Below are 14,411 nucleotides of genomic sequence, written 5' to 3'. Positions count from 1 at the left end.
TGCTCAAGTTTGCATTATAAAATCTTCAATTATATTTATATCTTTATCATTTAAATTATATAATTTATAAATAAATGAATTGATTTGTTTTTCAATCTCAGCAAAATTATTTTCTTCCATCTCTAATATTTGTTTGACAAGTCTAGTTATATTTTGGTGCATATCTGAATCTTTATCTGAAAAAATAATAGGGTAACTTTTCATAGTATTGGTTTGGAAACGATATTTATTTGATGCAAGGTGCACCGTATTAATATTTTTATGCATGAATTCCATTAAATTACTATTTAATATTGCTAACAAATATAAATAATCATCATATTCCTTTTCCTCTAAATATTTTATAAAGTATACTGTACCATTACAAAAAAAACCTTCAATATCCAATGCGAATTGGCATCTTGATGATAGATCCGGGGTAATTATTTTTATACTCTGTAATATTTTATGATTCTTTGGGCTTAAATGCTCATACCACTTTTTATTCCCCATATAATTTCTTTTCTCAAGCTCTAACTTATGTTTTGTTAGGTATTTTCTTGTATTATGAAAATCCTCTAAATTAATTACATTACTTTTATTATCATCTTTAATATATGGATACAGAATTTTATCTCTATAGTTGAACTCCTTATATCTTTTTCCTATCCTCCACTTATTTATTGTTTTTCCTCTTATTAAGGGATATAATAATTCTTCTTCAATATTCTCACTCTTAAATTTCCCTTCTTTTATCTTTTCACAAAATACCTTATCAGCGGTAGTTTGTATTCCAACCGATATTTTACATAAATCACTAAGCATTTTCACAGTGGGTTGATTAATTGTTTTATTGACTACCTCCATTACGTCGTTATCAACATATCTCCAAGTGTCCTCTAAAATAACATTGCCCTTTTTTATTACTTTTAGTCGTTTTCCATTTTCCTCAATTTTTTCCCAAACTACCTTTTGATGCTCTATTTTTTCTTTTTTAATATAATAAACTGCAGATAAAACTGATGCTTCAAATGCAAATATATGTCTTAAATCCTGAACTTTAATTAATGTATTATCCCATTTTATTATCTCTCTAATTTTTTGTCCATAATCTGCAGTCATAAATTTATCTGAAGTAACAACAATAATATCTCCTTTATTCTTAGATAGTTCAATGCATCGTTCAATAAATATTGTATATAAATCAAATCGCCCTTTAGCAGAACTGTAGGCTTTCATAAATAATTTTCTATCTTCTTCATTAATTAATTGATATCTTAAATATGGTGGGTTAGTAATAACTAAATCATACTCACTATTAAATATTTCATCAGTATCTTTAAGACTATCTTTTTGAAAAATGGGTGTATTATAGTTAGGATTTAAACATTCCTTATATGATAGTACCTCAAGTAAAATTCTAATACTACTAATTATACATGGTATTTCCTGTACATCTACTCCGACAACATACTTTTCTGAGAAAATTTTATCGATTAGCTTGTCTCTTTCACACTCATTCCTACATGCCTTAAAATTAAGCTTTATAATCTCAATTAAAAAGTTTCCTGACCCACAACAAGGATCAATAATTTTCTTATTCTCCAATCTCTTATTTTTAAATTGATAAACAATATGTTTTACTATATCTTCTCTTGTATAATGTTCACCCATTTTTTTTCTATTAATATCTTTAGAATACATAAGATAAATTTTACCGAGGATATCATCCTTAGGATGGATTTTTGTATGATTTTTATGCCACTTTATGAACTCATAATCTTCTTGTTTAATATCCCAATGTAAAAATAAATATTTATTAATTTTACATATGGCTTCATTTTTAATTTGATTGATATCATCTCTATATTTAAAATTATCCCATATGTCTAATTTTATTTTATTGTTATAAATTGCTATAAAGTATACTAAAAAAAACGTTTTAATTTTTTCTGCACTTCTATCTTTTAAAAGTATAGAAGCTTCTTTTATGTAATCTTCCTGATTAAGTTTGGTCATTTTTCAGCACGCTCACATATTTTTCTTACTTTCAGAGCAACATCATCCTTCAATCGTTGAAAAGAGTAATCTACACTCAGTAAATATGATTTTATAATATCGTTCATACTTTCTTGTGCAGCCTTAAATTTAACTTCACAATATTCTGGCTCGTCTAATTTCATTTTATTTTCAATTTGCATATCATCAATATACGCTATCATCAAAAAACCATCGAAAATATGGGCATATTCATAGCTAATTTTATTCTTAGATGTTAACTCTTTTATTGTACCTTTAAGTTCACTAGATTTTTGTTTAGCCTCAACTGCAATTATAAACTCTTTATTCGAAGAAATTTTCTTTAATCTTAATAGCACATCAATATCTAAACTCTTTTGTATTTTTTCATATTTATCCCTCAAATTATACTGTAAATCAGTATTAATTTCTATTATTCGCAAATCATTTCTTTGCATTTCCCATTCGGCCTTTATGGTTTCAATTACTGCTTTTACATAGTTTTGATGCCAGAAACTCTTAATATATAACAAGAGATGTTCAGTTGGAGCATAGATGATACTTAATTCTTCAGTAACATCAACTATTCTTTGTGGATCGGTTTTTGATTCCTTTTCACGATAAATTTTATTACTTATAGAATTTACCCAATAAGATTTATATTCTGGAGATTGTATTATTTGTTTTTCAATCCTAATATATTTCTGGAAGTATTTAGATATTTCTTTATTGTTTTTAATTGAATCTTCACATTTACTTGATATCTCCTCATATTCTTCACTAGTCAAGTATCCTTTTTTTAATATTTTTTCTAATATATAACGATTATACTCTGCAATATGATTTTTCTTAGTTGTTTTAAGAAAATCCTTACATAGTTGATTTTCCTCTAAATTTCGTATTTGTTCATTGAATTCATTACTTATTTTCCTACTCTCAAGTCTTGACCATAATAAATTATTTTCTGGTAGGATTTTAAATTTTTTTTGAAATTCACCTAAAAGTTGTTCTACAATTTCATATTCAAATGTTTTGATAGTAATACACATTTTATCATCAGCAACCTTCATATACCCAAGGAAAAACAATCCAAATTCTAAGCAATTTTCAGTACTACATATTAAAATATTCTCTTTTCTAATATCATGAACTAATGTTTTATTATTTTTTAAACCATATTGATATTCTATTTCTTTTATAATATTATTCTCTGAATCTTCATCTATAATTTGAATATAATTTATTGATTGTACATAATCGACAACTTGCTCTTGCAAAATATCTTTATCTACAATTTCAAAAGAAAATAAAACTTCTTGCTTTTCGATAACTTCTATATCGATTTCCAATGAATTAAAAAACGACTCAGCTAATTCATTTTCAAGAATACGTGTAAGTTCACTCTTTTCTATAATTTTGTCACCTTTAACACATTCAAATAATAATACATTTTGTTCTATATCAGCCTTTAGTTCTTCTATAGCAAACTCATCAAACTGCTTTTTTACTAATCCCAAAGAGCCTTCTAAAACCTCCACATCTAAATATTCGATTTGAATGCTTTTGGGAAAACTGAACTTGAATACTACATTTTCCATACTTTCATATCTTTCTATATTTAGCTTTTTAATTTCATTCTTAAATAAGTTTTTTAGGCTATAAATAAACTGTTCTTTAATTTTTTTAACCTCTTCTTCTTCTATTTCATCATTACACAGAAGTACCCAATTATTAGTTATGAATTTGTAAGGATATTTTTTAAGTTTAAGTGTTTCACCTATAATTTTTTCTTGTATTTCCTTAAACTCTTCAAGTTCAGACGGAATATAAAATTTTAGAATTTTCCAGTTTTTAAACATTTTTATCTAATCCTTTTCCTATTAGTTTTAGTGAAAGTTGTTCTAATTTCTTTAACACTGTAGTTTTTACTTCTATATCCAAATCATTTTTATTTCCTAATATCATTAAATCAAGTCGGATTGCATCTATGTTAATAGGAATTATATCAGGATAATTTTTAAATTGTTCTTCAATATCTTCTCCTGGAAGATATACGAAGAAAACAATTAAATTATCCCCCTGATCCTTTTGTAGTTTCTCTTTTGTTTTCTTGCATGAAGCTAATTTGTCCTTCAGCTCCTGCAATGCTATATATATATATTTCTTATTGTTTTCCCTATCATTAAAACAAATGGTCGAACTTCCCCCTCTACCAAGGCCAATTTTCTTATTCTCAAAATCATCAATATAATTTTCCAATAAACTCTCAATTCCTTTTTTAATCATAGTAATTCTAGCATTTATTTTTGCATTCCATTTTTCTTCCAATTCTTTTTTTAGTAGTATATATTTAGATTCTAATATTTCTATCCGCTTGTCTGATTTTGCTTCTAACACATTTTTTTCAGATCCTATTTCCTCTTTTAACTCTTCATCTTTATCGTAGAAATGCTGCCCTTTCCTCTCCATTTCTTCCATTAAAATAATCATTGTCGTAATCACTTCTCTATATGTTTTTTGTTGTGCCGACTCGGTCTCCCACTTTTGGAAGATCCTCTTTCTCATCTTTATAGCACCCTCATATCCTACATCATATCCATATACTTCTTTATACCTCCATGCTATTTCCTTATACAATTTTTTAAAATCTTCATCAAATCCTATCTTGAACTGCTCTAGCATCAGAGTTTGAGGTTCTAACCTTGATGCTAATGCTGTATCGATTTTAATAAGACTTTCCTGTAATTGCCCTTTGTATTGCACTGTTGCAGCAGTAATTAATATAAGTGCCCATGATCCATTTTTAGAGAATCTATCAAGAAAGGCTTTATATCCCTTTAAAAAATCCCTTCGTTTTGCAGGTGTAAATAATGTATAAGAATGTTCAAACTCATCTAACATTACTAACAAATAATGCATTTTTTTATTATATTGAAGAAATAATTGAATAACATTCATATAATCTTCATCTGTCAATTTATTTATTTTTAATTTTGCAAGATCCCTAATATTTTCACAGCCACCTATAATCCTGATTGCTGAAGATTTTCTATCACTCTGACTAATATACTGATAAAGGGCTTCAGCTAAGTTTACACTTATATCAAGACAAGATGCAATCCCATTAGCCCTTTCGAACTCCTCATACTTATTAATAACTTCATCTAAATTTATATTTAAGAAAATTTGCTTAAAATCATCATAATATCGCTTAAACAAAGTTGCTACAATCATTTTGGGAAAGCTATATTGAGTTTGATCCGTTTCTTCTGCTCTAAATTGTACTGTATAACAAAAACCATCGTTAAATCTTGATTTTATAAGATTCAATAAATGCGTTTTCCCCCCACCAACTTCACCTGCTATAACAGTATGGAAAAATGCTTTATTTTCAAAACACCTTAATAATTGTTGTTTAAGTGTGTCTTTAACTTCTTGTTGTCCAACCATGAATGTAGGGTAAGTCGGCGGTTGAGCATTTCTCATTGCAATTAGCTCTTTTTCTATATCAGTCTTATTTAGGTTCTCGTTATTTTCAACAAATAATTGATTGATTTTTTCCCTTATTTCCATAATACACTCCTCTACTCTATCTGAACAATTAAATCTGATAGCTTAAAATAATAATAATCTTTTTCTAATAACTTGTAATATTTTTCACGTGCAAATTCATTTATAACTGTTGTAAAACTTGTATGCATTGAATATATTGGATCATTATATAATTTAGAGAAATTCTCATCAAATAATGTTCCAGATAAATCACATTTTATCATTGCTCTCTTTAGTTTTTCTATCGGAATAGGCTCATTTTTTTTACCCTCACCTAGAAGAAAATACTCACTCTGTAATCTAACCAAAAAAGAGATATACTCTTCATATTCATGGAAAGGATTATGTTCATCATATTTTTGACACATCGAAATTAATCGTTTAATTGCATATACCTTTTCTTGAGCAGTTCTCTTACTATCTAAGTAACCTATTTTGCTTAGTTCTCTTATCAAATCAGTATTAGATATAGTTGCATTATAAGTAATTTTGAAAATTAATTTACAAGCTTCAAATAAATCTTTCTTTAAATAAATCAAATACAATATTAAATCTTGAAGCGACTTATTCAAGTCTAAATAAATTTGCGTTGTAGGTGAAAGTGATATCAACCTATCTCCTTCTATAAGACCTATCTTCCGTAATGTTTTTAAAGTTATGTTTGTTCGTGAATTAGCCTTAACTATAGTTTCGCTTATAATATCAAGCAATTTTTCATATTGTACTGGTTGATATTTATCAACATACTGTATAATTGTATTTAATTCTTGCTCATCTTTTGGAAATTCGTATAAAGAATACATTTTCATATTAGGTCACTCCTAAACTTATCGATATACTTATTATATCGATAGATAGTAACTTTTACAATATGTTATATATATTATTGAAGATATATCGCTCGCAAATAGCGTTAAAAATATATATTTTAGGACAATATATATTTTATTATAGTTTATACATTACGAACCATCTCACATTTAGATATTATTTTATTTATTCTCTGTTTAAATTTTTCATTCTTAATATGTTTCAATATTTTGAATTCACATTTTAACTTTGAATTTATGAACTCTTTATCCCAATGTCCATTGTTAGAAACTAAATTACCTATTAAATGCATAGCTTTATTATCATAGTTATCATCCCTATCATCAAGATAAATAAACATCGTTGATATTGACCAATTATCATATCTGCCAACTTCAAAAATATAACACATTAGTGCATCTTTATTATTAATCCTAACAATAGCACAATTTCTTCTATCCCCATCTGGATAATATGAAAACCCCTTACCTAAAGGAAGGAAAACCTCACACATTGATATATTAACCCCTTTATAATTATTCTTAATAAATTCAATAGCTTTATAAAATTCTTCTAACCCCTTACCCAACTTCCCCTTTACAACATCAAGATTATTAAATTCAAGAGAATCTATTTTCCCTGAACCACTCCAGTCTTGCGTAGTATATGTTTCTCCATTTGTAATTTGATGATTCTCCTTACCTGGTGTATGACTAATTATATTCAAACCTTCTTTTCTGTCTTTAATTCCACCATTAATCCTATTTACTTTCATTAAATTATCAAATACAAAAGCTGTTGAAGAAGTTTCAACAATAGGTTGATACTGTTGTTTTTTACCACTTTCGCTTTGTTCTTTTTCATCTGGTAGTTTTAAAATCTCTTCATCATCTTTATTTATTTTTCTGATTCCGTTATTATCTCTCTCAGTTTTACTCTTTTCAAAGGAAGGATGATAATAACTAATAGAATTGAAGGGAAGCTCAAATCCATATGCAACTGTAAGTTCTAATATAAGTATATTATCATCCTTTGAAATACCTCGATATACCCATTTAGTGTTCTCCCTAATTGGTGGATATATCTCAATTGGAATGCCCCTAACCAATTTATTAATTGGGTTTGTACTATTGCTTTTCAAAGCTTTATTATAAAGATTATTGTATACAGACGTCCAAGTCTCATATGCTTGTTCATTATATCTAATCCATGAAAGGTGAGTTACTGTAGCATCACTTACAATTGCCTTAGGAAATTCAAATGATAAGCTCAAACTAAGATTGTTTTCTTTAATAACAGCTCCTTCTATTAAAAAGTCTAAGCCATTGGGCTTCATTATATAATTAGCTAACGTCTTTGATTTAGCAAAAAAACTCCTTACAAGCTCTGAACAAGGAATATAATAGGTTTTACTATTTACTTTGAATTTACATAATCTCTGATTTCCACACTCAGTATTTTTATAAAAATAATATAAACTAGTTGGCATATCATCAAAGCCTGTACATATTTTAAATTCTTGATTAGTTATACTTACTTCACCAATAACCCCTTTTTTACTATTTTCTAATGGCAACCCATCCTTATACTTTTTACCAAGGTGAAGGTATGGAAGAGTCCCCCAAGGAAACTCTACCATTATAATTTCATTTTTCAGTTTGAATGCAACCCTTATATACCAGCCTATTTCAGGTTTCAAGAAAGTTGAACACAACCAATATAACTCAACTTCCTCATAACTTTTAAAAGGCCAAGGCCTCAGCTTTAGAGCTCTCATATTTATCACTTCACTTTTTATATATTTTGTTTTAATTCAAAGAATACAAATATATTTCATCACATATAGTTTTGTTAATCTTCTCTGAACAAGCATCTCTAATTCCTGCCATTTTTAGTACTTGCCACTCCTTAGCTTCACCATTTTTGTTAATTAACTCTCTTACAGCCCATTTTACTCTTCTTATTTGAAAACTTTCAGCAGACTCTACTGTGGCTAGCAAATATTCTTTAGTATATGGCAATTTAGCTAAATTCTTTTCTAGCATTGATAAAAACCCAAGTTTTTTGCCTATATTGCTAATAGTTATTCTTATTGGTTTCCCATTACTGGTAAATATGTTATCAACTTCAGCTTTAACGTCCTTTAATATCTTTTCATCCCTTATATTCCAATCTAATTTTACACTTGGATTTATGATTATCTTATGTCGTGGAGAATTACTATTTAGCCACTCCTTATCATTTTTAAATAACCACATGTATAAAGCCTTATCTAACTGCCTCAACTCATTTTTGGATAACTCCTTGTTGTTAATCTGTAAATCTAACCATAGTTTTCTGCGTCTTACTTTCTTCTCTATTTTTTCAGCTTCTAATATAGTTATATTGCCTTTAGAATTATTGTTACTAAGTAATTTACCTGAATATTTCTTAACTGTTTTTACGTCAACATTCAATTTTCTTCCTATTTCTCTTAAACTATACTTTTCTGCTTCAACAAAGATTTTTAATTTTTCTTCCCATATTGGGCCAAATACTTTAATTCTTCCAATTCTGTATCGATCTTTTTCACTCTTATCTGGTCCTCTTCTTGAGAACACAAAGCCACAGTTACAATAAAAGGTACCAACGGGTTGCTTGGTATCAAAGTCCTGGGATATATGTGTTTTATCTACAACCAATTTATGATAATGATCAGAAGCCCTATTTAGACAAGGCCACGGTCCCGTTCCAAAAGGCTGATAAAGTGCTTTTTCCTGAAAAAAGTTCTCTACGGTAGTTCCTAAAAATTTAATTAAGAGGATATGTCTTATTGGATGAAATACATTTCTATGTTTCCTAACAATGCTTGAAAGCCAATTGTTTGTATAATCATAATCTACAATTGATTCAAGTAAAGCTAGAAGCTCTTTACTATAAAAATTAGAAAAGCTATTAACTAGTTCAACCTGATTTACTCTACCTGTTACTGTGGCAAGTTCTTTTTCAATTAGTAAGTTTTTATATTTCTCACTGAACCAATTATAAGAATGATTTAGCAATTTATTTTCCAATAGAAAAGCTATTTCCTTAGCAATCGATATTAATTCTTCTAAGTCATTACTATTATGGTTTATAGCTAAAGGTTTCTTCTTGCAACTTTCTTCACTTGCAGCTATATATTCATGCTTGTTTATTCCCTTAAAAGGTACACTACTTTCATTTAAAAGTACTTCATGTTTAGGACAAGCCAAAACACCTGGTAATTGAAATAATCTATGCCAATATAATTCGCCGTACTTTTCTTTGTCTTCAGCGTTACACTTAAAACAGTACTTCATAAATTTGTTTGTTGTTATAGTACTTCCGACTATTCCTACTCTAGTATGTATGTCACCTCCATATACCCCTCTAATAGATTTTAATACCTTTATAGCTCTATTATGTGGCAAAAAAGCATTATAGTATGGAAATAGCGTGTTGTTATATATTAATTCCTCCACGGTGTGCTCTGAGCCTATTGGCATATTTTTAATTACTTTTTCTAAGTTACAGGGTAAGTCTACAACAGCTGTGGCAGTGGTAGTTTCAAAGATTTCCTTAATGGTATTCTTAGAGCTAGTATTTCCAGTTCTAATATGATATCTAGCAAAAACACTATAAAGTAACTCATCCGGATACTGAGTCGGAAAAAAAGTCATCAATTTTGGTCTTCCTTTCAATAAATTCTTCAACTACATCTTTAATATAGCCTGCAGAATTTAATGCCACATAGGCAATTTGATTTTGTTTTTTCCCCTCACCCACTAAATATCTTAAATCCTTTTTATTAATATTGTTAATTGTATTTTTAATTTTTGAAGTTTTATCTAAGGTTGCTTTTTTATTCTCTAATTTTACATATATTTTGAAGGCCTCTTTTACAATTAAAGTTTCATCAACTATATTACTATTATCTTTTATTACTATTTCTACATATTTTTTTGCTTCTGACACCTCAATTCCCAACTGAACTAGCTTAAATGTTGCCTCTTCAGCAAGATTTCCGGTAGTATTTTGTTTTTTATCCTTCTTCCTTTCTTTTATTTCATTTATCTTTTTATTAAAATCAACCTTTGATAATTGTTCTTGATAAAATTCTTCTATATCTACTGGCAATATATCTTTATATTTATCAATTTCATGCAATTTACCTGATCTTAATGCATCTAACATAGGCTTTACTAACTTTAAACTTTCATTTGCTACTTGATGTATCATATCAATGTTTATCAATTCTTTTCCTGTAGCTATAGCCTTTAATTGTGCCATAGCAAAAACCTTAATTGCCAAATCAATTATTCCTTGACTCTCATAATATATAGCGTCTATTATTTCCTTATCTAAATCGCAATGTTTTCTTGTCCATTGAAGCTCCCACATGCCGGTTAAAAGCAATTCCCATGACATGTCATTCTTCATTCTATCCCAAACTAAATCACCTTGCCCGCTACCTCTTCTTGCCTGCCTAAATTCTCCTTGAAGTATCGGCAAAGCTTTAGTTGTTCCTATCAATATAACCGGTATACCTATTGTATTAACTAAGGTAACAAAGAAATTCAACATTTTATCCGAACCACCGCTTTTAGCAAGACTCAAATGTTGTATTTCGTCTATTATTAAAACACCTATACAGTGTAAACTCGCTATTTGTGACATTCTTGGCATCATCGTGTCTACTGAATTTCTTCCAGTTCCAAATTTATTATAATAATTAGTCCCAAGTAATCTATCCACACTATTAAAAAAGTTTATACATAAGCCCTTAATAGATCCATCAAATGGACAATCAAGCTTCAACCAAGAAATTTGGTAAAGATTAAGATGTTGTTCCTTAAACTTTGAATGAACTATTATTTGAGGATACATTGATAAAATCCTCCCAACAGTAGTTGTCTTCCCTATGCCTGATATACCTATTATTGTGAAACCAGCAGCAGTAGTCCTATATATATTATTTGAATTTAAATTGTATTGACCTGATTTTATAGCCTTATAGCCATTTTGAAGATTTTCTGAATATTCCGGAGCCAAAGGATTCCTTGCTAAATAACCCTGTCTGATTACTCTTGAAAACCTTTGTTCTATTTCTATATGTTTATTTAGAGGTTCAAAATATTGAAATAACCTTTGAACACAATGTAGCCTATACTTTGCATCTAACTCTCGTTCTTTTTCTTCAAAGTAAGGGTAAATACTAAGTTCATCAATTACCTCTTCTTTAGAAAGAATTGGTATTAGTGCTTCAATAAGTGGATTCCCATTATACTCATCAAGCATTTGTTCGTTATAAATTGCCTTCACAGCAATACCGCCATTAGGTAAATAAATGCTATTTATTTCGTCTTGCATTTAATCGCTCCCTTTGCATTTTCTTAAGTAGATTAATATCATCTAAGTTTTCAACAGGATTTTTCTCTGAGCTATCGCGATTAATATTTATTAGCTTTCCTTCTGCAGCCTTTTCTTTGTTCTCCCCTAAAACAAACGCTTCATTTTCTCTAATACTTTCTTTTTCCTCTCTTCTATTTTGCTTTATATTCTTTAGTCTACTTGACTTGCTTTCATACCCTGTTTTTATATTTTTCGCTGCTTTTTCTGCATTATTTACTATAGCTTCAATTTCTGTAATTAAATTAGCCTTTGCTTGTAACACCTCACCTTCATTTAATTTACTATATAGCTTCTCACTTTCAAGCAAATAAATAATTTCATCTAAAGTTTTATCCTTATAGCGTTCTTGTGATGCTAATAAAAAGCATTCTTCGAAAGCTCTTCCAGTCTCATTCCTAATATATAAATAATTCATATTTCTAGGATCATATGAAACATGTATTTCCCAGCTACCTTTGTTCCTAGCATTTTCAAACCACTGCTCTTTAATTGCCGTTTCACAAGCATATAGGCATTTTTTAAATTTAATTCCTTTTTCAGTTACTCTTGCCTTTTCAGAAGGCATCAGATTTAGTTTAATTATGTCCTCTGGAAAAGTTCTTAATCTACCGGAACGATTCTTAATACCCCAATTCCACATTTCTCTTGGTATTAACTCTACTTCATCTGAAATCATATCTACATTTCTATCATAATTTTTAAGTCTATGTTCATTGTTATGATACAGAGCTCTCATAATTATTATCCTAGTGAATTCATAGATATCTAATTTTGCATCTAATCGATAATCCTTACCTCCACGTTCTCTAAAATCGGGTAAAACTACACCTGGAAGAAGGGGTTTTACATGTTCATTTATAGTATGAAAATATTGTTCTATGATTCCTTTCCAATCAGCCCTATAAGGTGGAGTATTATCTATTCTAACTTGGAGGTTGTTAATATAAGTTTCTACTAAAGTTCCCTCCATTTCCCCTCTATCCGCCAATATTGCTTCTGGCAAATGAAAACAAGGCCATTCTTCAGAAGTTATATCTATCCCATATTCTGAACAAAATTTAACCTTATCTATACTAGCATTTGCCAATGCCATCATTGCGCCTAGCCAAGATGGTCCTTCAAGACCTACATAAATGCCTGTTACCATTCTACTAAATACATCAATAATGGCATAAATAACAGGCCTTCCAATTATCCAGCCATTGTTATACCTTGAAATCAAATATACATCACCTATAGTTGCATCTATTTGGTATGTAGAACCGGGTCCAACAACATCTGTATCTGATTTTCCTAATATTGCCCTATGTAAAAGTTCAAACTTCTTACTACCTTTTCTTCTAACAATAGTGTTTTTTATATTTTCTTCTTTTTTATACCAATACTTAAATTGAGTAAAGGTAGGTATTTCATTGATAGGAAGTAATATCGGCTTCCAGATTCCATTTTCATATTTATAATCTTCTACAAAAAACTCCTTAACCATTAAATCATAAGCCATCGTCAAATTGTTTTGTTTATAGGTATAGTAATATTTACTTAAAGCAAGTCTAAATATTTTTTTAGCTTCCTCATCTACGTTAATACCTTCTCCAATAGCTTCAAGATTTTTACGTGGTCTACCGATCTTTTTATCTCCAAGCTTTTTTTCTTTTCCCTTTCCACCTGAATTAGCATAATCAGGTAACAAGGCATTCTTATGCTTTCCTCGTTGCCAATACTTTCTTAAATACTTGTATACTGTTTTATTTGTAACTCCATATTCCTTAATTACATTCTTAACAAAACTACCTCTTCCATCTCTTTCATATATTTCTGGCTCAAATTTCGATGATGAAATTTTGGATATTATTTGCCAAGCTTTATCCCTTATTTTTAAGCTACTTTCTTTTATTTCTTCTTCTAACAGCAATTTAAACATAGGATCATTTTTAATAACAATTAAATCTCCACTTACAAGCTCCTCTTGTATTTCAGAAATTTTCCTGAGTTTAGGAAACGCTTCTTTAGAAAATATATCTATAACATAGGCAATAATATTTGACTCATCAATCCATAAAATGCGTTCTGTTAATGGGTTATCTGAACCATCTCTCCATTGTATTAATTGATTAACACTTAAAATTTCACTCATATAATATTACCCTCACTATAATTTCTATCTTTTAGCATTAGGTCCACTGGCATAGATAAATCTATTTTGTTTTTTATATCAACATATACCTCTTTTGTTGCAATTAAATGTTTTAAAATATTCAACGATGTACCTAATTCCATTTTCATTTCCTTATCAAATAAATCTGTAAAAACTCTAACCGCAAGATTATTATTAACAAGCCTACTTTTAAAAATATTTGATATATATTTTAATTCATCAATACTTAAATCATTTGTAGCTTTTAAATTATATGAGGAATGAATCCATTCAATATTACCAGCAATCTCTTTAGACACTTGTTTTTCAGTAACTATACCCCAATCCATATTGTACTTTTCCCAATAACGACGTTCTATTTCAAGCTTTTCAATTGTACACAAACATTAGAGTCTGTCCCAACTCCAACACCCCTCCAACACCCCCTCATCCCTTTCCCCACAACCTCTCCCACCCATTCCAACCCTAATCCCATTTTATCCCA

9 protein-coding genes are annotated in these 14,411 nt (G+C 29.0%); all 9 read right to left on the bottom strand.

The features are described 5' to 3' along the window. Positions 1-3: 3 nt before the first annotated feature. The 9 genes from LGK97_RS17910 to LGK97_RS17870 all read right to left on the bottom strand — a co-directional run bounded on the left by LGK97_RS17910 (position 4) and on the right by LGK97_RS17870 (position 14,310). A complete protein-coding gene (locus LGK97_RS17910; protein ID WP_226261335.1) occupies positions 4-1,998 on the bottom strand; it encodes an Eco57I restriction-modification methylase domain-containing protein in 1,995 nt (664 codons plus the stop codon). Continuing rightward, complete coding sequence (locus LGK97_RS17905) at positions 1,995-3,857, bottom strand: hypothetical protein (RefSeq protein WP_226261333.1); 1,863 nt, start codon at positions 3,855-3,857, stop codon at positions 1,995-1,997. The genes LGK97_RS17910 and LGK97_RS17905 overlap by 4 nt, the downstream gene beginning before the upstream one ends. Continuing rightward, the gene (locus tag LGK97_RS17900; protein WP_226261331.1) at positions 3,850-5,571 is read right to left on the bottom strand and encodes a hypothetical protein; all 1,722 of its coding nucleotides are present in this window, start codon (positions 5,569-5,571) and stop codon (positions 3,850-3,852) included. The genes LGK97_RS17905 and LGK97_RS17900 overlap by 8 nt, the downstream gene beginning before the upstream one ends. Positions 5,572-5,582: 11 nt before the next feature. Beyond that, positions 5,583-6,359, bottom strand: a complete 777-nt coding sequence (locus tag LGK97_RS17895; RefSeq protein WP_226261328.1) for a hypothetical protein — start codon at positions 6,357-6,359, stop codon at positions 5,583-5,585. A 146-nt stretch (positions 6,360-6,505) separates the two neighbouring features. Continuing rightward, positions 6,506-8,137, bottom strand: coding sequence for a Tn7-like element transposition protein TnsE (locus LGK97_RS17890; RefSeq protein WP_226261326.1), 1,632 nt, complete (start codon positions 8,135-8,137; stop codon positions 6,506-6,508). A gap of 31 nt (positions 8,138-8,168) precedes the next feature. Continuing rightward, positions 8,169-10,040: a TnsD family transposase gene (locus LGK97_RS17885; protein WP_226261355.1), complete on the bottom strand. Its 1,872-nt coding sequence runs from the start codon at positions 10,038-10,040 to the stop codon at positions 8,169-8,171. Then, positions 10,009-11,730 carry an AAA family ATPase gene (locus LGK97_RS17880; RefSeq protein WP_226261324.1) on the bottom strand — a complete coding sequence of 574 codons (1,722 nt, stop codon included), beginning with the start codon at positions 11,728-11,730 and terminating at the stop codon, positions 10,009-10,011. The genes LGK97_RS17885 and LGK97_RS17880 overlap by 32 nt, the downstream gene beginning before the upstream one ends. After that, positions 11,711-13,906 carry a Mu transposase C-terminal domain-containing protein gene (locus tag LGK97_RS17875; RefSeq protein ID WP_226261322.1) on the bottom strand — a complete coding sequence of 732 codons (2,196 nt, stop codon included), beginning with the start codon at positions 13,904-13,906 and terminating at the stop codon, positions 11,711-11,713. The genes LGK97_RS17880 and LGK97_RS17875 overlap by 20 nt, the downstream gene beginning before the upstream one ends. Beyond that, a complete protein-coding gene (locus tag LGK97_RS17870; protein ID WP_226261320.1) occupies positions 13,903-14,310 on the bottom strand; it encodes a TnsA endonuclease C-terminal domain-containing protein in 408 nt (135 codons plus the stop codon). Before LGK97_RS17870 ends, LGK97_RS17875 begins: the two co-directional genes overlap by 4 nt. Between the last annotated feature and the right edge of the window lie 101 nt (positions 14,311-14,411).

The organism is Clostridium sp. CS001, assembly GCF_020443565.1.
GTDB lineage: Bacteria > Bacillota > Clostridia > Clostridiales > Clostridiaceae > Clostridium_AD.
The sequence above is the reverse complement of the archived record's forward strand: the minus strand, read 5'-3'. Positions and strand labels throughout refer to the sequence as shown.